The organism is Pseudomonas sp. NFX98, assembly GCF_047784845.1.
Lineage (GTDB): Bacteria > Pseudomonadota > Gammaproteobacteria > Pseudomonadales > Pseudomonadaceae > Aquipseudomonas.
This window is the reverse complement of record NZ_JBLNNF010000001.1, coordinates 171,532-195,634: the sequence shown is the minus strand read 5'-3', so window position 1 is coordinate 195,634 and position 24,103 is coordinate 171,532. Positions and strand designations below refer to the sequence as shown.

General features: G+C 58.3%; 25 protein-coding genes and 1 pseudogene. 17 read left to right on the top strand and 9 right to left on the bottom strand.

Features of this window, described 5'->3' with window-relative positions; translation table 11 throughout:
* Positions 1-149: 149 nt before the first annotated feature.
* The gene (locus ACM110_RS00860) at positions 150-617 is read left to right on the top strand and encodes a ferritin-like domain-containing protein (RefSeq protein ID WP_416126189.1); all 468 of its coding nucleotides are present in this window, start codon (positions 150-152) and stop codon (positions 615-617) included.
* A gap of 98 nt (positions 618-715) precedes the next feature.
* Here the strand turns inward: ACM110_RS00860 and ACM110_RS00855 are convergent, their stop codons facing one another.
* Together ACM110_RS00855 and ACM110_RS00850 are read right to left on the bottom strand one after the other, a co-directional pair.
* The gene (locus ACM110_RS00855; protein WP_416126188.1) at positions 716-1,186 is read right to left on the bottom strand and encodes a MaoC family dehydratase; all 471 of its coding nucleotides are present in this window, start codon (positions 1,184-1,186) and stop codon (positions 716-718) included.
* Positions 1,187-1,227: 41 nt separating this feature from the next.
* Entirely contained in the window at positions 1,228-2,172 is a 945-nt protein-coding gene (locus tag ACM110_RS00850; protein WP_416126187.1) for a lysophospholipase, read from the bottom strand.
* A 225-nt stretch (positions 2,173-2,397) separates the two neighbouring features.
* Here ACM110_RS00850 and fadD2 point away from each other — a divergent pair, with 225 nt between their 5' ends.
* Entirely contained in the window at positions 2,398-4,086 is a 1,689-nt protein-coding gene (gene fadD2 / locus ACM110_RS00845) for a long-chain-fatty-acid--CoA ligase FadD2 (protein ID WP_416126186.1), read from the top strand.
* Positions 4,087-4,442: 356 nt separating this feature from the next.
* Positions 4,443-6,143, top strand: coding sequence for a long-chain-fatty-acid--CoA ligase FadD1 (gene fadD1 / locus ACM110_RS00840; protein ID WP_416126185.1), 1,701 nt, complete (start codon positions 4,443-4,445; stop codon positions 6,141-6,143).
* Positions 6,144-6,264: 121 nt separating this feature from the next.
* On the opposite strand, the gene ACM110_RS00835 is transcribed toward fadD1, so the two are convergent.
* A complete protein-coding gene (locus tag ACM110_RS00835) occupies positions 6,265-6,642 on the bottom strand; it encodes a hypothetical protein (RefSeq protein WP_416126184.1) in 378 nt (125 codons plus the stop codon).
* Between the two features lie 203 nt (positions 6,643-6,845).
* Here ACM110_RS00835 and ACM110_RS00830 point away from each other — a divergent pair, with 203 nt between their 5' ends.
* From ACM110_RS00830 to def, 3 genes are all read left to right on the top strand, one after another.
* The gene (locus ACM110_RS00830; RefSeq protein ID WP_046816634.1) at positions 6,846-7,037 is read left to right on the top strand and encodes a CsbD family protein; all 192 of its coding nucleotides are present in this window, start codon (positions 6,846-6,848) and stop codon (positions 7,035-7,037) included.
* Between the two features lie 177 nt (positions 7,038-7,214).
* Positions 7,215-8,174, top strand: a complete 960-nt coding sequence (locus ACM110_RS00825; RefSeq protein ID WP_416126183.1) for a YihY/virulence factor BrkB family protein — start codon at positions 7,215-7,217, stop codon at positions 8,172-8,174.
* A 2-nt stretch (positions 8,175-8,176) separates the two neighbouring features.
* On the top strand, positions 8,177-8,716 hold the full coding sequence (def, locus tag ACM110_RS00820) for a peptide deformylase (protein WP_416126182.1): 540 nt from the start codon (positions 8,177-8,179) through the stop codon (positions 8,714-8,716).
* Positions 8,717-8,801: 85 nt separating this feature from the next.
* Here def and ACM110_RS00815 read toward each other — a convergent pair whose 3' ends face one another.
* Together ACM110_RS00815 and ACM110_RS00810 are read right to left on the bottom strand one after the other, a co-directional pair.
* On the bottom strand, positions 8,802-9,620 hold the full coding sequence (locus ACM110_RS00815) for a class I SAM-dependent methyltransferase (RefSeq protein ID WP_416126181.1): 819 nt from the start codon (positions 9,618-9,620) through the stop codon (positions 8,802-8,804).
* A gap of 63 nt (positions 9,621-9,683) precedes the next feature.
* Complete coding sequence (locus ACM110_RS00810; protein WP_416126180.1) at positions 9,684-10,121, bottom strand: GNAT family N-acetyltransferase; 438 nt, start codon at positions 10,119-10,121, stop codon at positions 9,684-9,686.
* Between the two features lie 327 nt (positions 10,122-10,448).
* Between ACM110_RS00810 and ACM110_RS00805 the strand changes: the two genes are divergently transcribed.
* The 6 genes and pseudogenes from ACM110_RS00805 (at position 10,449) to ACM110_RS00780 (ending at position 15,905) form a co-directional block, all read left to right on the top strand.
* The gene (locus ACM110_RS00805) at positions 10,449-11,390 is read left to right on the top strand and encodes a fatty acid desaturase (protein WP_416126179.1); all 942 of its coding nucleotides are present in this window, start codon (positions 10,449-10,451) and stop codon (positions 11,388-11,390) included.
* Positions 11,391-11,532: 142 nt separating this feature from the next.
* Positions 11,533-12,324, top strand: a complete 792-nt coding sequence (locus ACM110_RS00800; protein WP_416126178.1) for a phosphate/phosphite/phosphonate ABC transporter substrate-binding protein — start codon at positions 11,533-11,535, stop codon at positions 12,322-12,324.
* 116 nt (positions 12,325-12,440) lie between these two features.
* A complete protein-coding gene (locus ACM110_RS00795) occupies positions 12,441-12,983 on the top strand; it encodes a sigma-70 family RNA polymerase sigma factor (protein WP_416126177.1) in 543 nt (180 codons plus the stop codon).
* Positions 12,980-13,993, top strand: a complete 1,014-nt coding sequence (locus ACM110_RS00790; protein ID WP_416126176.1) for an ABC transporter substrate-binding protein — start codon at positions 12,980-12,982, stop codon at positions 13,991-13,993. Before ACM110_RS00795 ends, ACM110_RS00790 begins: the two co-directional genes overlap by 4 nt.
* Before the next feature lie 592 nt (positions 13,994-14,585).
* Positions 14,586-15,359 (top strand): annotated as a pseudogene (locus tag ACM110_RS00785) (PAS domain-containing protein); the annotation flags it as partial.
* 6 nt (positions 15,360-15,365) lie between these two features.
* Positions 15,366-15,905 carry a methyl-accepting chemotaxis protein gene (locus tag ACM110_RS00780; RefSeq protein WP_416126403.1) on the top strand — a complete coding sequence of 180 codons (540 nt, stop codon included), beginning with the start codon at positions 15,366-15,368 and terminating at the stop codon, positions 15,903-15,905.
* Between the two features lie 113 nt (positions 15,906-16,018).
* Here the strand turns inward: ACM110_RS00780 and ACM110_RS00775 are convergent, their stop codons facing one another.
* From ACM110_RS00775 to ACM110_RS00765, 3 genes are all read right to left on the bottom strand, one after another.
* A complete protein-coding gene (locus ACM110_RS00775; RefSeq protein WP_416126402.1) occupies positions 16,019-16,582 on the bottom strand; it encodes a hypothetical protein in 564 nt (187 codons plus the stop codon).
* A gap of 170 nt (positions 16,583-16,752) precedes the next feature.
* Positions 16,753-17,388 carry a glutathione S-transferase family protein gene (locus ACM110_RS00770; protein WP_416126175.1) on the bottom strand — a complete coding sequence of 212 codons (636 nt, stop codon included), beginning with the start codon at positions 17,386-17,388 and terminating at the stop codon, positions 16,753-16,755.
* Positions 17,389-17,523: 135 nt separating this feature from the next.
* Entirely contained in the window at positions 17,524-18,555 is a 1,032-nt protein-coding gene (locus tag ACM110_RS00765) for a LacI family DNA-binding transcriptional regulator (RefSeq protein ID WP_338582561.1), read from the bottom strand.
* Positions 18,556-18,770: 215 nt separating this feature from the next.
* Here ACM110_RS00765 and ACM110_RS00760 point away from each other — a divergent pair, with 215 nt between their 5' ends.
* Together ACM110_RS00760 and ACM110_RS00755 are read left to right on the top strand one after the other, a co-directional pair.
* Complete coding sequence (locus ACM110_RS00760) at positions 18,771-19,304, top strand: gluconokinase (RefSeq protein ID WP_416126174.1); 534 nt, start codon at positions 18,771-18,773, stop codon at positions 19,302-19,304.
* Between the two features lie 81 nt (positions 19,305-19,385).
* Positions 19,386-20,738: a GntP family permease gene (locus tag ACM110_RS00755; RefSeq protein ID WP_007974485.1), complete on the top strand. Its 1,353-nt coding sequence runs from the start codon at positions 19,386-19,388 to the stop codon at positions 20,736-20,738.
* A 159-nt stretch (positions 20,739-20,897) separates the two neighbouring features.
* On the opposite strand, the gene alaC is transcribed toward ACM110_RS00755, so the two are convergent.
* Positions 20,898-22,106, bottom strand: coding sequence for an alanine transaminase (alaC, locus tag ACM110_RS00750; protein ID WP_416126173.1), 1,209 nt, complete (start codon positions 22,104-22,106; stop codon positions 20,898-20,900).
* A 139-nt stretch (positions 22,107-22,245) separates the two neighbouring features.
* On the opposite strand from alaC, the gene ACM110_RS00745 reads away from it, so the two are divergent.
* From ACM110_RS00745 to ACM110_RS00735, 3 genes are all read left to right on the top strand, one after another.
* Entirely contained in the window at positions 22,246-22,908 is a 663-nt protein-coding gene (locus tag ACM110_RS00745; RefSeq protein ID WP_416126172.1) for a LysE family translocator, read from the top strand.
* A gap of 66 nt (positions 22,909-22,974) precedes the next feature.
* On the top strand, positions 22,975-23,460 hold the full coding sequence (locus tag ACM110_RS00740; protein WP_416126171.1) for a GyrI-like domain-containing protein: 486 nt from the start codon (positions 22,975-22,977) through the stop codon (positions 23,458-23,460).
* A 98-nt stretch (positions 23,461-23,558) separates the two neighbouring features.
* Complete coding sequence (locus ACM110_RS00735; RefSeq protein ID WP_416126170.1) at positions 23,559-24,047, top strand: GNAT family N-acetyltransferase; 489 nt, start codon at positions 23,559-23,561, stop codon at positions 24,045-24,047.
* The last annotated feature ends 56 nt before the right edge of the window (positions 24,048-24,103 follow it).

Genomic DNA, 24,103 nt, shown 5'->3' with positions numbered 1-24,103 from the left:
GCCAATTGACAGATCATGCAAAAAAAACGGATACAGATTTTTTTGATAAAGTTAAGTTATTGAAAAGTAAAAGAAAATTAATCGTTACCGAGCTGGCATGCGCTCTGCAATGAGTAAGTCATCTTTCATCAACCGCAAGGAATTGAAAAATGACCGACATGAATAAAGAAGCGATCTCTGTACTCAACGACCTGATTGAAACCAGCAAAGACGGTCAGGAAGGGTTCAAGACTTGCGCTGAAGACATCAAACACCCTGAACTCAAAACTCTGTTCGTGCAACGTTCTGCTGACTGCGCGACGGCCGCTGCCGAACTGCAAGCCGCTGTCCGTTCAATGGGCGGTGATCCCGAGACTTCCACCAGTGTCAGCGGCGATTTGCACCGTCGCTGGGTCGACGTGAAGTCGATGTTTACCGGCAAGGATGAAGAGGCGGTGCTTAACGAAGCCGAGCGTGGTGAAGATCACGCAATGAAGGCTTACCGAGACGCCATGGAGAAAATCAACAAGCACAACCTGGTGGGCATTCGTGACATCGTTGAGCGTCAGTATCACGGCGTGCAACGCAATCATGATCAGGTGAAAGCGCTGCGGAATCAGGCTCGCGCACGCTCGTAAACGTTTTTTCAAAATCAAAAGATCGCAGCCTGCGGCAGCTCCTACAGAGTTTTGTGTACACCTGTAGAGCTGCCGCAGGCTGCGATCTTTTTGAGGCATCAACCGATGCTGATTTCCGGCAATGTGGTCAGCGTCACGCTCTGCTGCTTACGCGGCGCCAGGATTTCCGCCTCACCGTCCACCACCAATTCGTCGCGCTGGTTGAATACGCGGGTCGCAATGCGCACGCGGAACTTCGGCAGTTTCTCGAGGATCTCCAGACGCACTGTCAGGGTGTCGCCAATCTTCACCGGCTTCTGAAAACTCATCTGCTGACCGATGTAGATGGTGCCCGGCCCAGGCAACTCGCAGGCAACCGCAGCGCTGATCAGCGCACCGCTGAACATGCCGTGGGCAATGCGTTCCTTGAACATGGTGCTGGCGGCGTATTCGGCATCCAGGTGCACCGGGTTGTGGTCGCCCGACATCGCGGCGAACAACTGAATGTCGCGCTCTTCGACAGTCTTGCTGAAGCTGGCGGTCTGGCCGACTTCGAGGGCTTCGTAAGGGGTGTTGGTAACCTGGGTCATCTGTCTCAATTCCTGTGACGAATAAAAAAATTCACAAAAAACTATTCGGTTCGGTGTGGCCGGGGATTGCTCAGCGTCTGGTTGATCCAGGCCAGCACATCGGCGGTCACTTCATCGCGGTTGGTTTCGTTGAACAGTTCATGCCGCGCCTGCGGGTAAATGGTCAGTTGCAGGCTCTGGCTGCCGGCCTCGCGCAAGGCGTCGGCCAGATCTTTCAGACGCTTGCCTTCGCTCACCGGATCACATTCGCCGCCAATCACCAGCAACGGCAGGCCGGGATCGATCTGAGCGAGATTGGACGCTTTGCTGATTTGCTGCAACCCGCCGAGCAAATCGATCCACATTTGATTGGTGCAGCGATAGCCGCAGAGCGGGTCGTTGGCGTACAGATCGACCTCCGCCGGGTCGCGGCTGAGCCAGTCGAAACGCGTACGGGCCGGTTTGAACTGTTTGTTGAATGAGCCGAACGACAGCCATTCGATCAGCGCGCTGCGTCCCTTGGGCCCCTGGCGCAAACGTTCGAGCCGGGCAATCTGGCGTGCCGCGCGATAAAGCGCCACAGGCTGGAAGTTCGAACCGCTGAGAACGGCACCGTGCAGGCTGGCGCTGTGATGCAGCAGATAGGCCTGAGCGATGTAGCTGCCCATGCTGTGGCCGAGCAACACGATCGGCACGCCGGGATGCTGCTGGCCGATGTGCTGGTTGAGGCACGCAAGGTCGCCCACGACTTTGGCCCAACCGTCACTGTCGGCGAAATGGCCCAGCGTCCCGTTTTCGGCAGTTTTGCCATGTCCGCGTTGATCCGGCGCATAGACACCGTAGCCCTGATCGCACAGTTTTTCTGCCAGACGCGCGTAGCGGCCGCTGTGTTCTGCCATGCCGTGAGCCAGCAGGATCACAGCCTTGAGAGTGCCAGCGGGCAACCACTGGTTGACGAAGAGACGGCTGCGGTCACTGGTGGTCAGCCAGAACGTGTCGTGGATCATGGCGATTCCTTTCCATGCAGGGGGCGCGAGTTGGTTGCATTGTATAGCTCATTCCGAGGCTGGCATCAGCCCACGCCACGGCAGGAAGATTCACACGGTCAATGACGCCGTTACCCATATTTGCCTGATTCGCCATAGCTGCTAGTGTCCGTGAAGCTCCGCTCTCTGTTTTTGAAATGACAGACCAGCGGCCCCGGATAGGTTCAGGTAAAGAGGACAAGAACAATGCAACCTGATTTCTGGAATGACAAACGCCCGGCCGGCGTTCCCCTGGACATCGATGTCGCGGAATACAAGTCGGTCATCGAGGTGTTCGAGCGTTCCTGCAAGAAATTTGCTGACCGCCCGGCGTTCAGCAACATGGGCGTCACCCTGACCTACGCCGAACTGGAACGCTACAGCGCAGCGTTCGCCGGTTACCTGCAAGCCCACACCGACCTGGTGCCGGGGGATCGCATCGCGGTGCAGATGCCTAACGTCCTGCAATACCCGATCGCCGTGTTCGGCGCTTTGCGCGCCGGGCTGATCGTGGTCAACACCAACCCGCTGTACACCGCGCGGGAGATGCGTCATCAGTTCAAGGATTCCGGCGCCCGGGCGCTGGTATACCTGAACATGTTCGGGCAGAAAGTCCAGGAAGTGCTGCCCGACACCGACATCCAGTACCTGATCGAAGCGAAGATGGGCGACCTGATGCCCGCCGCCAAGGGCTGGCTGATCAATACACTGGTGAGCAAGGTCAAGAAAATGGTCCCGGCGTATTCCTTGCCCCAGGCCATTTCCTTCAAAAGTGCGCTGCGCATGGGCCGAGGCCTGGGGATCAAGCCGCTGAGCGCCGGGCTCAATGACATCGCCGTGCTGCAATACACCGGCGGCACCACCGGCCTGGCGAAGGGCGCGATGCTGACCCACGGCAACCTTGTTGCGAACATGCAGCAGGCGCGCGCTTGCCTGAGTCAGTTTGCGGCCGATGGCCAACCGCTGCTGCGCGAAGGGAAAGAGGTGATGATCGCGCCGCTGCCGCTGTACCACATCTATGCGTTCACGGCGAATTGCATGTGCATGATGGTGACCGGTAACCACAACGTGCTGATCACCAATCCGCGCGACATCGGTGGTTTCATCAAGGAGCTGAAGAACTGGCGCTTCTCGGCGTTGCTGGGGCTGAACACGCTGTTCGTCGCGTTAATGGATCACCCGGACTTCAAGACCCTGGACTTCTCCAGCCTCAAGCTCACCAACTCCGGCGGCACCGCGCTGGTCAAGGCCACCGCTGAACGCTGGGAGCAATTGACCGGTTGCCGCATCACCGAAGGCTACGGCCTGACCGAAACCTCGCCGGTGGCCTGCACCAACCCGTACGGTGACCAGTCGCGCATCGGCACGGTCGGCCTGCCGGTGCCGGGCACCACGCTGAAAGTGATCAATGATGACGGCGTCGAGCAGCCGTTGGGCGAGCGGGGCGAGCTGTGCATCAAGGGCCCGCAGATCATGAAGGGCTACTGGCAGAAACCCGAGGCGACCAACGAAGTGCTGGATGCTGAAGGCTGGTTCAAGTCCGGCGATATCGCGGTGATCGATCCGGACGGTTTTGTGCGCATCGTCGATCGCAAGAAAGACATGATCATCGTCTCGGGTTTCAACGTGTACCCGAACGAAATCGAAGACGTGGTCATGGCCCACCCGAAAGTCGCCAACTGCGCGGTCATCGGTGTGCCGGACGAGCGTTCGGGCGAGGCGGTGAAGTTGTTTGTGGTGGCCCGTGAGGCTGGAGTCAGCCTTGAAGAGCTGAAGGCTTACTGCAAGGAAAACTTCACGGCGTACAAAGTGCCCAAGCACATCGTGTTGCGTGAGTCGTTGCCGATGACGCCGGTGGGCAAGATTTTGCGGCGGGAGTTGCGTGATATCGCGTAGCAGGATGTAGAGTTCGAGGCGACTCCAAATGATCGCAGCCTTCGGCAGCTCCTACAGGGATCGCATTTCTCCGTAGGAGCTGCCGAAGGCTGCGATCTTTTGCTTTAAGCCCCGGTTTCTGCGGGCTACAGGGATTTATAGGTTTTTTGCTCTAAAATGACCGCTTGTCATTCTTGAGTCACAATTGTGACCGTAGAGGCCGCTTTTGGCTCTAGGCGACCCTTGGCAAAGCTGCTACTCTCGGCGCGCTTTGTGACTTCTCGGCCTTCTGTCAGCCAGATTCACCAATGACCAAACACCAATAATAATCGCATCAAATGCGGTGCTGAATTCGCGTTGCTGAGGAGTGGGCTTCCATGAACGAAGACTTTTGGAAGGATAAGTACCCAACTGGAATTGCTGCCGACATCAATCCAGACGAGTACCCGAATATTCAGGCAGTGTTGAAGCAATCCTGCCAACGCTTCGCCAACAAACCGGCATTCAGCAACCTGGGCAAGACAATCACCTACGGTGAACTGTACGAATTGTCCGGTGCCTTTGCCGCGTACCTGCAACAGCATACCGATTTGCAGCCGGGCGATCGAATCGCCGTGCAATTGCCCAACGTGCTGCAGTACCCGGTTGCCGTTTTCGGTGCCATCCGCGCCGGGTTGATCGTGGTCAACACCAACCCGCTGTACACCGCGCGGGAAATGGAACACCAATTCAACGACTCCGGCGCCAAGGCCCTGGTTTGCCTGGCCAATATGGCACATCTGGCAGAAACCGTGGTGCCGAAGACCGGCATCAAGCACGTGATCGTCACCGAAGTCGCCGACCTGCTGCCGCCGCTCAAGCGCCTGCTGATCAACAGCGTCATCAAGTATGTGAAAAAGATGGTGCCGGCGTATCACTTGCCAAAAGCCATCAAGTTCAACGACGTGCTGAGCAAGGGCCATGGCCAGCCAGTGGCTGAAGCCAGTCCGGCCAGCAGCGATGTGGCGGTGCTGCAATACACCGGCGGCACCACCGGCGTGGCCAAGGGCGCGATGCTGACCCATCGCAACCTGGTGGCGAACATGTTGCAGTGCAAGGCGCTGATGGGCTCCAACCTCAATGAAGGTTGCGAGGTGTTGATCACACCACTGCCGCTGTACCACATCTATGCCTTCACCTTTCATTGCATGGCGATGATGCTGATCGGCAATCACAACATCCTGATCAGCAACCCGCGCGATCTGCCGGCGATGGTCAAGGAACTGTCGAAGTGGAAGTTCAGCGGCTTCGTCGGCCTCAACACCTTGTTCGTGGCGCTGTGCAACAACGAAGGCTTCCGCAAGCTGGATTTCTCGGCACTGAAAGTCACCCTGTCCGGCGGCATGGCGCTGCAACTGGCCGCCGCCGAGCGCTGGAAAGCGGTTACCGGTTGCGCCATCTGCGAAGGTTACGGCATGACCGAAACCAGCCCGGTGGCCACGGTCAACCCGATCCAGAACATCCAGATCGGCACTATCGGTATTCCGGTGCCATCGACCCTGTGCAAAGTCATCAACGATGCCGGTGTCGAGCAGCCGATGGGCGAAATCGGCGAACTGTGCGTGAAAGGTCCGCAAGTGATGAAGGGCTACTGGCAGCGTCAGGACGCCACCGACGAAATGTTCGACAGCGAAGGCTGGTTGAAGACCGGTGACATTGCGCTGATTCAGCCCGATGGCTACATGCGTATTGTCGATCGCAAGAAAGACATGATCCTGGTGTCCGGTTTCAACGTGTACCCGAATGAGCTCGAAGACGTGCTGGCAACCCTGCCGGGCGTGCTGCAATGCGCGGCCATCGGCGTTCCGGACGAGAAGTCGGGCGAGGCGATCAAGATTTTCATCGTCGCCAAACCGGGTGTGACCCTGACCAAGGAAACGGTGATGGAGCACATGCGCGCCAACGTCACCGGCTACAAAGTCCCGCGCTCCGTGGAGTTCCGCGATGCATTGCCGACCACCAACGTTGGCAAGATCCTGCGTCGTGAATTGCGCGATGAAGAACTGAAGAAGATCAACGCGAAGAAAGCCACCGCGTAAAACAAGAAGCCCCGCAGATGCGGGGCTTTTTGTTGAAGATCAAAAGATCGCAGCCTTCGGCAGCGCCAACAGGAAAACACAATCCATGTAGGAGCTGCCGAAGGCTGCGATCTTTTGCTTTTTATTGACGAAACGGCGCGAAGTTGACGTTGGTGCCCGCCGGACGCATGTCCTGCAGATACGAGTCCTTGTCGGCACTCAGTTCCAGGCTCAGGGCCGCTTTACGCTTGCCTTCGTTGCGAATCACCAGGCCTTCGAGCTTCTCGCGCAGGAACACCGTCGGCACTTTCAGGTGCAGCAGTTCGTCGGTGTCCGGGGTGTGCATCAGCAGGTGAATCCACTCGTACTGACCAACGGCCAGGCGCGCCACCGGAATATCGAACCACCAGATATTGCGGTTGCGGTTCAGTTCGGTGAAGTGGCAGTTGTTGACGCCAAGCACAGCACCACCAAGTTCCTGGTTTCTGCGGGCAATGGCCTGCTTTTTATCGAGTTTCATAACATTCCTGCGGGGATTGGATCTTCAGCGCCACGGCGCCAATACGTGGCGCATTCTCAAGGGTAGCCGGGCAAACATAAAGCTCAACCTGCATCGAACGATGAAATGTCCTGCTGAAAATAAATGAAACTCCCCGCAAACGCCCCCGGTCAACCTTGTGTAACGACTTTTCCTCACATTGAAATGCACGCAGGAGAATCACCATGGGCAGCACTGGCGATAAAGTAAAAGGCATGGCCAACGAAGCCGCCGGCAACGTCAAGCAAGGCGTCGGCAAGGCCACCGGTAATGACAAGATGCGCGCCGAAGGCGTGGTGCAAGAAAAGAAAGGCGAGGCCCAACAAGCGGTCGGCAAGGCCAAGGATGCCGTAAAAAAAGGTGTCGACAAGGCTTGATCCGGCCTTTGATAAAAGCACGAAGCGGCCATCCCCGGATGGCCGTTTTTGTGTCAGCCTGAACTTGAGCGATGAAATTGTTTCAAAGTCGCCAGGTAGGCTACTTTGATGAATGAAAACGGCCCCTGAGTCGCCACGACTCCAACCCAATCCTGTTAGCGGCGAATGGAGACGCGAATGATTTTTCCGGACATGAAAGGTCTGCCAATCCACCGTGTGATGATGCGCACGGTCACCGAGTTCGTCGATGACGAAATGTCGACCTATGCCTCGGCGCTGGCCTATCAAATGCTGTTTTCGCTGTTTCCCTTCATCCTGTTCCTGATCGCCCTGATCGGTTTCCTGCACCTGCCGGACTTCTTCTCGTGGTTACGCCTGCAATCGGAACTGGTGCTGCCGCCCCAGGCACTGGAACAGGTAAACCCGGTGATTGACCAGCTCCAGCAGTCCAAGGGCGGTTTGCTCTCGGTGGGTATCGTGATTGCGCTGTGGACTGCTTCGGCCGGTGTGCGCTTGATGATGAGCGCGATGAACGCCGCTTACGATGTGGTCGAAGGCCGCCCGGCGTGGAAGCGTTTTCCGCTGTCGATCATCTACACCGTCGGCATCGCTGGCATGCTGTTGGTCGCCGCTGCGCTGATGGTGCTCGGGCCGCAGGTGATGAGCTGGATCGCCGCACAAGTCGGCCTCGAATATTTCATCGTCACCCTCTGGACCATCGCGCGCTGGCCGGTGATCGTGATCTTGCTGATGGTCGCCGTGGCGTTGATCTACTACGTCATGCCCGACGTCAAACAAGAGTTTCGCTTCATCACCCCAGGCTCGGTGCTGGCGGTGGTGGTGTGGATCATCGCGTCGCTGGGCTTCGGTTTGTACGTCAAGGAGTTCGCCAACTACAACGCCATGTATGGCAGTATCGGCGCGATCATCGTGTTGCTGTTGTACTTCTACATTTCCGCCGCCGTGTTGCTGCTCGGCGCGGAGATGAATGCGGTGATCGAGCACATGTCGCGAGAGGGTAAAGACCCTGGCGAAAAAGTTGCCGGCGAGCATGGTCCCGTCCATGAGGAAAAACACCACGTGTCGGGACTGGGCCGTGATCATTCACAACCCAAACCAACCATTGACGAAACCTGACCATGATTCGTGAAATCCTGAAAATGGGCGATGAGCGCCTGCTGCGCATCGCCCCGCCAGTGCCGGCCGAAATGTTCGACAGCCCGGAGCTGTGGCAATTGATCGACGACATGTTCCAGACCATGGAAAGCGTCGGCGGTGTCGGCCTGGCCGCGCCGCAGATCGGCGTGGACCTGCAACTGGTGATCTTCGGTTTCGAGCACAGCGAACGTTACCCGGACGCCGAAGCGGTGCCGCAGACGATCCTGATCAACCCGTTGATCACACCGCTGAGCCCGACGCTGGAAGAAGGTTTCGAAGGCTGCCTGTCGGTGCCCGGTCTGCGCGGTGCGGTTGAGCGTTATCAACACATTCGCTATGAAGGTTTCGATCCAAAGGGCCAGCCGATCGTGCGCGTCGCCTCGGGGTTCCATGCGCGGGTGGTGCAGCATGAATGCGATCACCTGATCGGCCGGTTATACCCGTCGCGCATCAGCGATTTCAGCAAGTTCGGCTTTACCGAAGTGATGTTCCCGGACCTTGATCCCAACGCCGACGACTGAGTTTTTAAAAGATCGCAGCCTTCGGCAACTCCTACAGGTGTACGTGTAGGAGCTGCCGAAGGCTGCGATCTTTTGATTCTGCTTTTTATTTCGCGGGTTTGACGAACCGCAACGTCATCCGGTCCGACTCACCCATCGCCACATATTTCGCCCGATCCTTCTCGCCCAGTGTCAACGCTGGCGGCAAGGTCCACACGCCTTCGGGGTAGTCCTTGGTGTCTTTCGGATTGGCGTTGATTTCGCTCTGTGCCTCAAGCTTGAAACCCGCATCGGTCGCCAGTTTCACCACGTAATCGGTGGTCAGGTAGCCGCTGTGCTTGATGTCCTCCAGTGATGCCCCGTCCTTGGCCCGGTGATCCACCACACCGAGCACTCCACCCGGTTTGAGCACTGTGAAGAAGGCCTGGAACATCAGCGGCGCGGTGTCCGCCAGCACCCAGTTGTGCACGTTGCGAAAGGTCAGCACGGTGTCCGCCGAGCCCGGTTGGCCGAATGCCGGGGCTTTCGGATCGAACTCAAGCACCTGAGCCTTGGCGTACTGAGTGGGCGCAGCAGCGAATTTGCTCTTCAGCTTTTCTTCGTTCTTGCGTGCGTAATCACTGACCGTCGGTGCCTGGACCGCCGCGATGTAATGACCATTGTCCTTGAGCACCGGCGCCAGCAATTCGCTGTACCAGCCGTTGCCGGGGGTGATTTCAATGACCGTCTGCTTCGGCCCCAAGCCAAAAAACTGCAAGCTCTGTTGCGGGTGACGATAACCATCGCGCGCGACGTTTTCCGGTGCACGCCAACTGCCGGCCAATACCTTGGCATATTCCTCGGCGGACACGGTTGGTGCAGCGGCATGGCTGAAAACAGGAGCGAGCAAAGCGGTCAGCGTCACAGCCAGAAGAGCAGGTTTCATGGGGGGCGTCCTGAGCGAAGTCGAAGTCGACAGCGAGGCTAGCACGCAGGCCGCATGGGCCGATCACACATTATCGACAGTCGACCTAACCAACGGTTCTAAGCCCATGGCGATCATCGGCTTGCTGCGGGCATAACGACTCAAACGCTCGACCATCGCGTAGGGCATCGGCGGATCAAACGTAAAACCGCGCCGCTCATAAAAACCACGCAAGTCCGGATGACAGAACAGCCATACCGGCAATTCGCAATCCTTCACCGCTGCAGTGATCAACGCGGCAGCAATCCCTTGATCGCGACACGACGGATCGACGAACAGCCCGGTCAGCCAATGCCCGCCGGAGACCGGACGCAAACACAACGCGCCGACGATTTCATTGCGCCGGGCGACCCACAATTGTGCATCGCGAACCGCTTTCATCGACGATTGATGAGCGCGGTAAAACTTGTTCATCAATGGCCAAAGTGGCTCGTCGAGTTGGGTGAATTGTGTGTCGGGCATGGTCTCGGACTGTCGGTGCGCAAAGCGGGCGATTATAAAAGAACGTGTGCTCAAGGATAGGTGTATACCTGATCTCACATCCCCTGTGAGTGGAGTACGCATCATGTCCAAAGGTATGGATTCAAAGAAAGCCGACAAGAAAAAACCGGCGAAAACCGCCATTGAAAAGCGCGCCGACAAGAAAGCCAAGAAGGTGAATGTGTTCGGCCATTGATCCTGCGCTGACCGATCGCTCCCGCGCAATGCGGGAGCGACACCGAAAATAATCTGCAAGAAATCCCGGCGCCGTTGCACAGAAGGGGACTGGTCCCCGATCCGAGCAACGCCATGCCCCATTACTTCGATAGCGCCCATCAAGAAGAAATCGAAACCCTGCGCCAACGCCTGACCGCCCGCACCGAGTGGCCGACCTGGCTGTTGTTGATCGGCGTGTACAGCGCCTGGTTCGCCATCGTGCTGGGCAGCCATCGATTGGGCCTCTGGTGGAGCACCTTGCTGCTGATTCCCGTGGTGGTGCTCTGGCTGTCGGTGCAGCATGAATTGCTGCACGGCCACCCGACCCGCTGGCCGGCAATGAACAAAATCCTCGGCTATGCGCCGTTCGCCGTGTGGTATCCCTACACCCTGTATCGCGACAGCCATTTGCTGCATCACCGCGACGAAGACCTGACCCTTCCCGGTCGTGATCCGGAAAGTCGCTATTTGAGCATTGAGCGATGGCAGGGCAGTTCACTGTTCGAACGGGGCCTGCACTGGCTGAACAAAACCGTGCTCGGCCGCTTCGCCATTGGTGCGCCGTTGGCCTTGCTGGCATTGGCCTCTGAAGAATTGCAACGCCTGAAAAACGGCGAACGGCAGGCCTGGTTGATGTGGCTCAGTCATGGCGCGCTGACCCTGCTGATGCTGCTGTTCATCGCGCGCTACAGCGCATTGCCGGTGTGGCATTACCTGTCGCTGATCAGTGTGCCGGCGCTGTCGATTGCGATGATTCGCTCCTACTATGAACATCGTCCGCACTCGGCACCGGAGCAGCGCACCGTGCTCAATGAAGCGGCGTGGCCATGGCGCTGGCTGTTCCTCAACCTCAATTTTCATCTGGTGCATCACGACTTGCCCGGCCTGCCCTGGTACGACTTGCCCCGCGCTTATCGCGCACGCCGCGAGCAATGGCTGGCGCGCAGCGGCGGGTTTCTGGTGCGCGGGTATGGCCAGTTGTGGCGTGAGCATGGGGTGAAGGCGATCGACAGTCCGCGGCATCCGTTTCAGTGATTTTCATGATCCACACTCAACCCTGTAGGAGTGAGCCTGCTCGCGATTGCGCCGGATCAGGCTGCATCAATGCAAGCTGTTACACCGCTATCGCGAGCAGGCTCGCTCCCACAAGGGTTCTTTGTTGCACGGAACAATTTCGATGACACAACACCTCGCCGAACTCTTGATGTACGTCGCCCCCGAGCCCATCCGCCAGGCCAACGAGCGCTGGCTGGCGCGCATCCTCGAACGTCTGGGCACCACGCGCCGCAACGCCGAAGGTCTGTCACTGACCGACCTTTGGCTATCCCCGCACTTGCTGCTGACGCAAACCTGCGGCTATCCGCTGATGACAGTTTTGCGCGGTCAGGTCCGGGTGCTGGGACGCCCTCGATATGAGCTGCCGGACAGCAGCGGCGGCAACCATTGCAGCCTGCTGCTGAGTCGCGCCGATGATCAGCGGCGAACTCTGCCGGACTTTTACGGCAGCCGTGGCGTGATCAATGGCGAAGACTCCAACAGCGGCATGAACCTGCTGCGTCACCGCCTGGCGCCGCTGCATCGGGACGGGCAGTTTTTCGCGGAGGTCGGCATCAGCGGCAGCCATCGTGAAAGCCTGCGCTGGTTGCGCGAAGACCTGGCTGACCTGGCGGCTATCGACAGCGTCACCTTCGCTTATCTGGCTCGGCACGCCGAAGCGGAAGTGAGCGGCCTGCGCGTTGTCACCCGCAGTGCCTTCAGCCCGACCTTGCCGTACATCACCGCTGCGAGCGTCAGCGTTGAACAGGCGGAAGAGATTCGGCAGGTGATGAACCAGACCTTGGGCGAGTTGCCGGAAGTGGCGAAAATCCTCGGTCTGCGCGAAGTGCTGCCGGCCCGTGAAGTCGACTATGAGGTGGTGCTCGACTATCAGCGCGAGGCTGAAGCGCTGGGCTATGGGCGGTTACGCTGAAATGCATTTCTGGAATATAAAAATGCATTTTAAATATTATTAATGAATAAAGCGCCTTGCTAGGATCGCGTCACCGGACGACCGGACATTCAGCGACCCCTAACCCTGGAGCCTCTATGTCCGGCACCGACCTTTCCCATCGCAATGACGTGGGCGGATTGTTCCGCGCCCATTACCCTTGGCTCTGTGCGCGATTGCGCGAGTACCTGGGAAGCGGTTGCGAAGACATCGCCGCCGAAGCTTTCGTGCAGTTGCTCGAAGCGCCGCAGACGGTCTCCATCCGTGAGCCTCGCGCCTTGCTCACCACGATCGCCCGGCGCCTGATTTATCAACTTTGGCGTCGTCGCGATCTGGAGCGTCAGCACCTCGATCAGTTGCTGCAGGTTGACCAACCCTCAACGCCTTCACCCGAAGAACTGGCGCAACTGACCCAGGCACTACAGGCCCTTGACCGCACGCTGGCGCGTCTGCCGGGCAAGGTGCGGGCGACGTTTCTGCTGTCGCGGGTCGACGGCCTGACTTACCCGCAAATCGCCGCCGAGCTGGGCATTTCCCAGCGCTCGGTCAGCGTCTACATGACCCGCTCCGAGGCGCTGTGCGCCCGACACAGCGCCAATCAATCCCTGAATCGCCCCCTGCAAAACAAGAGGTCCGCATGAGATCGATCAAAACCCTGCTCGGCAGTTCGCTGCTGGCCCTGAGCCTGATTGCCAACCAGGCACCGGCAGCGGAAAAAACCGCGCCCATTCACTTCGGCGACATCACCTGGGAAAGCGGAAGCCTCATCACCGAGATCCTGCGCCTGATCGTCGAGAAAGGTTACGGCTACCCGACGGACACTTTGCCGGGCAGTACCGTCAGCCTCGAAGCGGCGCTGGCGAAAAACGATATTCAAGTGATCGGCGAAGAGTGGGCCGGACGCAGCCCTGCGTGGGTCAAAGCCGCCGCGGAAGGCAAAGTGTTCGGCCTGGGCGACACGGTCAAGGGCGCAACCGAAGGCTGGTGGGTGCCGGAATACGTGATCAAGGGTGACCCGGAGCGTGGCATCAAACCCTTGGCGCCGGAACTGAAATCCGTCGCGGACCTGGCGAAGTACAAAGACGTGTTCCGCGACCCCGAAGACCCGAGCCGTGGCCGCTTCCTCAACAGCCCGACCGGCTGGACCTCGGAAATCGTCAATAGCCAGAAACTCAAGGCCTATGACCTCACCGAAAGCTTCGTCAATTTCCGCACGGGTTCTGGCGCGGCACTGGATGCCGAAGTCGCGTCGTCGATCCGTCGTGGCAAACCGGTGTTGTTCTACTACTGGTCACCAACGCCGTTGCTGGGCCGTTTCAAACTGGTGAAGCTCGACGAACCGCCGTTCGACGCCGAAGCCTGGAAAACCCTGGCCGACGCCAACAACCCGAACCCCAAGGGCACCCGCTCGATGCCGGCCAGTCTGGCGATTGGCGTGTCTGCACCGTTCAAGGCGCAGTACCCGGACCTGGTGGCGTTCTTCGAAAAAGTCGACCTGCCGATCGATCTGCTGAACCAGACGCTGGGGCAGATGAGTGAAAAACGGCAGAAGCCGCGGGAAGTGGCCGAAGCGTTTTTGCGAGAACAGCCGCAGGTGTGGAAGGGCTGGGTGCCGGGTGAGGTGGCCACGAAGGTGAGTGCGAGTTTGTAATTTCAAAGTGACTTGAAAATAGCCATCGCGAGCAGGCTCGCACCTACAATAGATCCTGAGCGTTCACAACAATTTGTGGGCGCTTGAGATCCCCTGTAGGAGCGAGCCTGCTCGCGATTGATTTAAAGACTGACGCCAATTTCGTTCCCGATGATAAACCCTCGCCTGAAATCGCCCATCGCTTGTCTCTGCTTTGAGCTGAACCGATTTTGTCCTCGATACTGGCCGACTAGTGGCCTTGCAAGCCTCATATGCCTGTCTATGCTCTGGTGTAACTAACTATGTCGACCGCAATGTGACGGTTAGTCCCAGAGTGCGCAATTCAAGGCACCGACACACTTGAATGGAGCTGTCCTGAAAAGGAGTTTGCTTATGAGCACGTTAGGGCTGGCCCGACTCCGGGCTATCAAGAGAAGGATGTCTTGATGAGAGTGTCGCAATAGGGACCCCCTCCGATCGAACATCATCAATCACCTGACTGGTCCTTCCTTTTTTGGAGGGGCGCGTGTGCCTGTTCTATTGAACGTAGTGGTGGATTTGAAAGACCTGAAACTTTCATGAATCAAAAAACCGCGCTTAGGGTGATACGACCATGTTTAACCTTCATCACAAAGCTGACCTGCTTGAAATCGAACGCTTTAGCTGCGCGCTGACCGAGGCCAATGCCAAGTTGGCGGCCGTCAGCCGTTCGATGGCGATGATTGAATTCACGCCGGATGGCATCGTGCTCGATGCCAACGAAAATTTTTGCGTCGCCATGGGTTACGGCGTCGACGAGGTACGCGGCAAACATCACCGGATATTCTGCGAAGAGGCGTTTTATCGCAGCGAGCAATACGCCAAATTGTGGCGTGACCTGGGCCGTGGCGAACCGGTCAGCGGCACTTTTTCGCGCTTGAACAAGAGTGGCAAGGAAATCTGGCTCGAGGCCAGTTACATGCCGGTGTTCGGTCCTGACCGACAAGTGCACAGCGTGATCAAGGTCGCTACCGACATCACGGCAAGGGTCAACAAGGAACACGAAAACGAAAGCATGCTCGCTGCCATCGGCCGTTCCATGGCCGTGATCGAGTTCAGCCCGGATGGCCGGGTAATCACCGCCAACGAAAACTTCCTGAAGACCATGCAGTATTCGCTCAGCGAGGTGGTCGGCCAGCATCACAGCCTGTTTTGTCATCGCGCTGAAGCCGAGTCCCAGGCCTACCGGAATTTCTGGGCCTCGCTCAATCGCGGCGAATATCACTCGCACCGTTTCGAGCGCAAGAACAAGCAAGGTCAGACAATCTTCCTCGAAGCGTCCTACAACCCGTTGTTCGACGCCAAGGGCCGGTTGTACAAAGTGGTGAAATTCGCCAGTGACATCACCCAGCAGATGACCACTCTGCAAACCGCCGCAGAATCGGCCCACAGCACCTCGGTGCAAAACGACGTCTGTGCACGCAAGGGTTCGGAGGTGGTGCAGCAGACGGTGCAGATCATCCAGGACATTTCCAAAGACCTGAACGAAGCGGCGCTGAGCATCGATGCCGTAAGTAAGCAGTCCGACATCATCGGCACCATCGTGCAGACCATTCGCGGCATTGCCGATCAGACCAACCTGCTGGCGCTCAACGCCGCGATCGAAGCAGCCCGCGCCGGTGAGCACGGGCGTGGATTCGCGGTGGTGGCCGACGAAGTGCGCAGTCTCGCCGCACGTACCAGCCAGGCGACGCTGGAGATCGTCGACGTGGTGCGCAAGAACCATGATTTGTCATTGAGTGCGGTGTCGAGCATGCAGTCGAGTTTGAGTCGCACCGGTCTGGGGGTAGAGCTGGCGAACGAGGCGGGGGAGGTGATCCTGGAGATTCAGCAGGGATCACGGCATGTGGTGGATGCGATCAGCCAGTTCAACTCGACGTTGCAGTTGAATTAACACGCAGCACAAGCAAATGTAGGAGCTGCCGCAGGCTGCGATCTTTTGATCTTGTTTGTAAAAAATCAAAATCAAAAGATCGCAGCCTGCGGCAGCTCCTACACATCGGCCTGTTAGAGCGCAGCGAGGAACTTGTCGACGACCTGCAGTTTGTTCTGGTCGCCACTTTCCTGTTCTTTTTCAGCCTTGGCGATTTCAGCCTTTTCCTGCATGCGTTGGGCAACTTCTTCGCCAATCGCTTTTTGCTGCTCCGGCGGCATCTGCTCGACTTCTTCCTGAGTCAGACCCATCTCCTGAAGGATCGCATCACGCATGCGCTGCTCCGGGGTTTTACTCATGTATTCCTTGAACTCGTCCGTGGCCGAGCCTTTGGTCCCGATCGCGTCCTTGACGCCTTCAGGTAGCGGTGCATAGACCGCTTGCAGGTTCACTCGGGTTTTGGCGAACGCCTCATCGACATTGTCGCTGACCTTGGCGGCTTCGCTGACCTGTTGCGTAGCCGATTGGGTTGCCGATTCCTGGACCTGCGTAGTGGCTTGCGTGGTTTGCGCCTGCACATTGTTTTGCAGGGCCTGGGCCATGACGCTTTGAAGACCGGCGGCGGCTTCGGCGGTCGGATCCTCACCAGGGCGTTTGGGGAGAGGGGTTACCAGGTTTGATTTTGCACTGACCAACATGAGGAATGACCTTGTGGGTTTTTGTGGTGCAATGCCTTCAGCAAAGAGTGTGCCTAAAGAAAAAATATCAAATAAATCAATTGGTTGATGATTTTTATTGGAGAAATGAGCAGGGTTTGCGGTCAACCTTTGCCGCTGGACGGCAAACGTTTGCTGTACGGCTCGACAGCTCAGGGTAGGCCATTGCAGCAATGCTTCAGGAAGCCGGGGTGCTGCGCCAGGCGTTTGAAATACTCGTCGACGGCAGGGAGGTCCGGGCGCTCGATCGGAGTCATCAACCAGCGATTGACCGAGAGGCCGATGACAATGTCGGCGAGGGTAAATCTGGCCCCGGCGACATAGGCTTTGGTGGTCGCAAGTTGATGTTCGAGGATGGCCATTTTTTGCTTCCAGCTCCGCACGCCGACGTCGATGCGATGCGCGTCCTGGAACTCCGGATCCTTGCGCACCAATGCCATGAACGCGTAGCTCCACGAGGCATTGAGATCGGTGGCCTGCCAGTCCATCCATTGCTCCACCCGGGCGCGCGCAGCCGGTTCGCCGGGCAGCAGTTCGTGGTGGTGTTGGTGTTTCGCGGCAAGGTAGCGGCAGATGGTATTGGACTCCCACAACACCCCGTTCTCATCAATGATCACAGGCACCTGGGCGTTGGGATTGAACCTGAGGAACTCGGGGCTATGGGTCGAAGCAAAACCACTGCCCCAATCCTCGCGCTCAAAGGACAGGCCCAGTTCCTCGCAAGTCCACAGGACTTTGCGGACGTTGATCGACGAAGCTTTGCCGAGAATTTTCAGTGAGTGTTCCATTGAGCTACTCCATTGAGAATGGCGTATAGACAATTGTAGGAGCTGCCGAAGGCTGCGATCTTTTGATCTTGAATTTTGAAAGGAAGATCACAAGATCGCAGCCTTCGGCAGCTCCTACGAGGGGGAGAGTGAAAGTCAGGTACTCTCGCGCACCTTCAACTCAAACCCCATGTCCTGCACCGGTTTGGCCACGGTGTTGCCGGCCATCAACGTCAACATCTGCTCCGCCGCCCGGCGACCAATGGCTTCGCGTGGGGTGCTGATGCTGCTCAGGCGCGGCACCATGTGGGCTGAGGCCGGCAGGTCGTTGAAGCCGAGGATCGCGACTTGCTCGGGGATTTTGATTCCGTGGCGCATCGCTTCAAGCAACGCGCCCTGGGCCAGGTCGTCGTTGCCGAAGAAGATCGCATCGACATCGGGATGGCTGGCGATCATCTGCAAAAACAATTCACCGCCAAGGCCTACGGAAGACGGGCGAGGGGTGAGCACTTCCAGTGCCGGGTCATACAGGCTGGCCTTTTGTAGAGCGCGGCGGAAACCTTCGCCGCGAAGCAAGGTGCGCTGATCCAGTTGTGCGCCGATGTAGGCCAGGCGCTTGCGGCCACGGGACAGCAAATGTTCGGCGGCGGTTTCGCCGGCAGCCAGTTGCGAGAAGCCTACGCAATTGAGCCCGGCGGCACTGTCCAGTTCCATCATGTACACACACGGAATGTTGCTGGCTTCGATCATCCGCCGCGAGCTTTCGGTGCGGTCAAAACCGGTGAGCAGCAAGCCGCGCGGCTGATAGGCCATGTAATTGCGCAGCAGGTTTTCTTCTTCGTCACGGGAGTAGTGGAAGTTGCCGATCAGCACTTCGAAGCCCTTGGGGCGAAGAACCTGATGAATGGCTTCCAGGGTGTCGATGAACAAAAGGTTGGACAACGACGGCACCAACACCACTACCGAATGGCTCTGCGCCGAAGCCAAGGCGCGGGCGGCGGGGTTGACCACGTAGTTGAGTTCCAGCGCCGCTTTCTGCACCTTTTCCACCAGTTCGGTAGCCACGGTGCTGACGCCGCGTAACGCGCGCGAGGCGGTAATCGGGCTGACACCGGCCAGGCGGGCAACTTCGTTCAGGGTAGGGCGGCCAGTGGTGCGGGTATTTTTATCGTTTTTAGTTGGATTCATCGACGGCTTGCCAAACAAAATTCAAGGCACTAAGGTAGCGCTGTCTCGATGCAGCTGCAAATGCGTGAGCGGGGGTTCGCCTGATCCTAGCTTTTTGGCGTTGGGAACGAACATGCTGCAACCCATAAAATGACAAGAAAGGCGTCGGCAACTTCTGCTTTTGGTCTAGTGTCATAACTGGCAAAGGTAGCGCTGTCTGCGCGCTGAGGTGTTACATGAATCATCCCATCACCGCCCTGGTCATCATGGGCGTTGCCGGTTGCGGCAAGACGTGCGTCAGCGAGGCCCTGTGCCAATTGAGCGGCGCCACTGCCATTGAAGGCGACTCTTTCCACCCTGCCGCCAATATCGAAAAGATGAGCGCGGGTATTCCCCTGAACGATGAAGACCGTGCCGGCTGGCTCGACAGCCTGTGCGATGAACTGCGCCGCGTCGACGCTACGGGTAAGCGCCCGGTGCTGACGTGCTCGGCGCTCAAACACATTTATCGCGAACGCTTGCGCAGTGCCTTGCCGGGCCTGGGCTTCGTGTTCCTGGAACTGACCCCCGAAGTCGCCGCCGACCGCGTTTCCCACCGGCCGGGTCACTTCATGCCGTCGACGTTGATCGACAGCCAGTTCGCCACCCTCGAATCCCCCGTCGGCGAGCCGTTGACCCTGGCCCTCGATGCCTCGATCCACAGCGTCGATGAGCTGGCCGTTCAGGCTCATCACTGGTGGCTTGAGCACGGCTTGAAGCGCGCCGGTTAATTTTGCTTGCAGAGATAGCGCTGTCCTTATGGCTTTCGAATTACCCGCTTTAATAACAACAACAACCAGGAGACACCCCTAATGTTTGGCATGTCCCACGAGACGTTCCTGCTGCTCGATGCAGTGGTCACGGTGATCGGGCTTATCGTTCTGATCACCAAGTTCAAGTTGCACCCTTTCCTTGCCCTGATCATTGCCGCAGCCTTCCTCGGGCTGACTTCCGGCATGCCGATCGGCACCATCATCAAGGCGTTCCAGGACGGCTTCGGTGGCGTGCTCGGTTTCGTCGGCATCATCCTGGCGCTGGGCACCATGCTTGGCAAAATGATGGCCGAGTCGGGCGGGGCAGACCAGATCGCCCAGACCCTTATCCGTGCCTTCGGCAAGGACAAGGTGCAATGGGCAATGATGTTCGCCGCGTTCCTGGTGGGCATTCCGCTGTTCTTCGAAATCGGTTTCGTACTCCTGATTCCGCTGGTGTTTATCGTTGCCCGTCGCACTGGCGTGTCGATCATCAAGATCGGTATCCCGCTGCTGGCCGGTCTGTCCGCAGTACACGGCCTGGTGCCGCCGCACCCGGGTCCGCTATTGGCTATCGGCGTGTTCGGTGCCGACATCGGCAAAACCATTCTGTACGGCCTGATCGTGGCGCTGCCAACAGCCATCATTGCGGGTCCGATTTTCGGTACGTTCATCGCCAAGCACATCCCCGGTCATCCGAACCAGGAGCTGGTGGATCAACTGGCGCGCGAAACCGATTCGGCTGAACTGCCGAGCTTCGGCATCACGCTGGTGACCGTGCTGCTGCCGGTGTTCCTGATGCTGCTCAAGACTTTTGCTGACGTCGTGCTGCCGGATGGCAACATCTTCCGCGCCTTCATGGACCTCATCGGTCACCCGATTTCGGCGTTGCTGCTGGCATTGCTGCTGTCGCTGTACACCTTCGGCTACAAGCAGGGCATCGGCTCCAGCCAAATGATGAAATGGCTGGATGCGAGTCTCGCGCCGACCGCTGCGATCATCCTGATCATCGGTGCCGGTGGTGGCTTCAAGCAGATGCTGGTAACCAGCGGCGTGGGTGACGTGATCGGCCACATGGCGGTGAACGCGCAAATCTCGCCGATCCTGCTGGCGTGGCTGGTGGCGGCGGTGATTCGTATCGCCACCGGTTCGGCGACCGTAGCGACCATCACTGGCGCAGGCATCGTGGTGCCGGTGGTCGGGATGATTCCGGGCGTGAACCGTGAGCTGCTGGTTCTGGCGACCGGTGCCGGTTCGTTGATACTGTCCCACGTAAACGACGCCGGTTTCTGGTTGGTGAAGCAGTACTTCAACATGACCGTGGCCGAAACCTTCAAGACCTGGACCGCGATGGAAACCATCCTTTCCGTGGTTGGCCTTGGCTTTATTCTGTTGTTGTCGCTGTTCGTCTAAGCGATTCGACAGGCACAAAAAAACCGCAGCGATGCGGTTTTTTTGTGGGTGAAGCAAATCCCTGTAGGAGCTGTCGAGTGAAACGAGGCTGCGATCTTTTGACTCTGTACGGCAGGATCAAAAGATCGCAGCCTGCGGCAGCTCCTACAGGGGATCGTGTTATTTAGTGACTAACCCATCCGCCCGAAACATCCCGCGAATCCCGCGTACGGCCTGACGAATCCGGTCCTGGTTTTCGATCAGCGCGAAGCGCACGTGATCATCGCCGTACTCACCAAATCCAACACCCGGCGAGACGCAGACCTTGGCCTCGGCCAGCAGTTTCTTGGCGAATTCCAGCGAACCCAAATGCGCATAAGCCTCGGGAATCTTGGCCCAGACATACATCGACGCTTTCGGGTTTTCCACCATCCAGCCCAGTTCATGCAGGCCTTTGACCAGCACGTTACGCCGTTGCCGGTACTGCTCGGCGATGTCGCGTACGCATTGCTGATCGCCTTCCAGCGCAGCAATCGCTGCCACTTGCAGCGGGGTGAAAGTGCCGTAGTCGTGGTAGCTCTTGATCCGCGCCAGGGCGTTGACCAGTTCCGGGTTGCCGACCATGAAGCCGATGCGCCAGCCGGCCATGTTGTAGCTCTTGGACAGGGTGAAGAACTCCACCGCAATGTCCTTGGCCCCCGGCACCTGCATGATCGACGGGGCTTTCCAGCCGTCGTAGACGATATCGGCGTAAGCGAGGTCATGGATCACCAGCACGTCGTACTGCTTGGCGAGGGCGATCACCCGTTCGAAGAAATCCAGCTCCACGCACTGCGCGGTAGGGTTGGACGGGAAGCCGAGGATCATCATTTTCGGTTTCGGGATCGAGCCGCGAATGGCCCGTTCCAGTTCGGCGAAGAAATCCACGCCCGGCACCAGCGGCACCGATCGCACCTGGGCGCCGGCAATCACGGCACCGTAGATGTGAATCGGGTAGCTCGGGTTCGGCACCAGCACCGTGTCGCCCTGGTCGAGGGTGGCCAGCATCAAGTGCGCCAGGCCTTCCTTGGAACCGATGGTGACAATGGCTTCGCTTTCCGGGTCGATATCGACCTCGTAGCGTTCCTTGTACCAGTTGGAAATCGCCCGGCGCAGGCGCGGAATGCCTTTGGAAGTCGAGTAACCGTGGGTGTCTTCGCGCTGGGCGACCTGCACGAGTTTTTCGACGATGTGCGGCGGCGTGGCGCCGTCGGGGTTGCCCATGCTCAAGTCGATGATGTCTTCGCCACGACGACGGGCGGCCATCTTCAGCTCGGCAGTGATGTTGAAAACGTAAGGGGGGAGTCGATCTATGCGCGCAAAGCGGCGCGGCGAACCTTGTTCGGCCATTGTTGCCTCGGATAACGTAAGCGCCCGGAACCGTCCGAGCGACGCTGGTCACTGCGGTGACCTGTGGCGGAATGTACGGTCAGCTGTGGCAGACTGTCCAGCCTCAAAGTAAACAAATTTGTCCGAAGGAAAGGGTTCGATGGAATTTACCAGTGGCTTTTTGCTGAGCCTTTCGCTGTGCCTGGACATCGGCGTGGCGAACATCGCGATGATCACCCTGGCGATGCAACGCGGCTATTTTCAAGGCTTTGCGCTGGGGCTCGGCACCTGCGTCGGCGACCTGATCTACGCCGTGCTGGCGCTGGCCGGCATGACGGTTTTGCTGCAATACGAAACCGTGCGCTGGGTCCTGTGGATTGGCGGTTCGGCGCTGCTGGTGTATTTCGCGGCGAAGATGATTTATTCGGCGATCCACCATGAAGCACTGCTGGCCGAGACCGCCGAAGTTGGCCACAACTCCCATCGCAAGGAATTCTTCCGTGGGATTTTTCTCGCCATGTCGTCGCCCAGTGCGATTCTTTGGTTCGCCGCAGTGGGCGGCACGCTGATCGCCCGCTCCGGTGGCGGCGGTGCACTGAGTTCGGCGCTGTTCCTCGGTGGTTTCCTCTGTGCCGGGCTGTTGTGGTCCGCGGGACTCTGCTTCGCGGCGAGCCACGGTGGCAAGTTGCTCGGTGACAAACTGCTGCGCTACTCCTACATGGCATCGACAGCGATCTTCTGCTATTTCGCGGTCTACGTGATCCTATCGGGTTATAACGAGTTTGTCGGCGCAGGCGCCGTCGAGCAGTTGCACGCCCTGTAACTGGGCGAATCGGGTTTGGCCTCTATACTCCCAGCCGAACCCACTTTTAAGCGCAGGAGTCGAGTCATGGATGAGCAAACACGCGTCGAAGTGTCCGAGCCACGCATCGAGCACGGACACTTCCTGCTGATTGCAGGGCTTGGCGGAACATTTACCCAGCAAACCGTAAAAGGCATTCCCGAACTCTGGGAAAAATTCATTCCCCACATCGGCAAAGTGCCAGGGCAAAAAGGCGAAGTGACCTACGGCGTCTGCTGCAATTTCGACGGCAAGGGCGGCTTCGATTACATCGCCGGGGTCGAGATCAGCAAGCTCGACGATTTGCCGGAAACGTACCGCTGGGTAGAAGTTCAGCCCCAGCAATACGTGGTGTTTGAACACAAAGGGCCGCTGGAATCGCTGCCGCAAACCTTCCAGTACATTCATGGCACGTGGCTGCCGCAGTCCGGTCATCAAACGGCTGACGCCCCGGAATTCGAACGCTACAGCGAAGACTTCAACCCGAAGCTCAACACCGGCAAACTGGAAATCTGGCTGCCGATCAAGGCGTGATCAAAGCATCGAGAGGCGGATCTGCCGATTCGTCTCTCGATGTCGCGCAGCCACTGATTTATGATCCCCAGCCTTTCCCCCGCTGATTCCGAGCTGCCATGAACACCGTCATCCGCAATGTCACGCCTGCTGACCTGGACCGCTGCTACGCCATCGAAACCGTTGCCTACGAAGGCGACGAAGCCGCGACCCGCGAGAAAATCGCCACCCGCATCGCCACCTGGCCCGAGGGTTTCATTGTCGCCGACGTGGACGGCGTCGTAGCCGGCTTCATCAATTCCGGTGCGGCGTTTCAGGTGGAGATGTCGGACGAAGCGTTCAAGGAACTGATCGGCCACGACCCGGATGGGCCGCACGTGGTGATCATGTCGGTGGTGGTGCATCCGGACTATCAGGGGCAAGGGCTGGCGAAGCGCTTGATGGGCGAGTTCATCGAGCGCATGCGCGCCATGGACAAGGCCAGCATCAATTTAATGTGCAAAGAACGGCATGTGCCGTTGTATGCCGGGTTGGGCTTCGCCTACGTCAAGCCATCGGCGTCCGACCATGGCGGGATGGCGTGGCATGAGATGGTGCTGAAGCTGTAAAAGATATTCTCTGTAGGAGCTGCCGCAGGCTGCGATCTTTTGATCCTGTTTTTTAA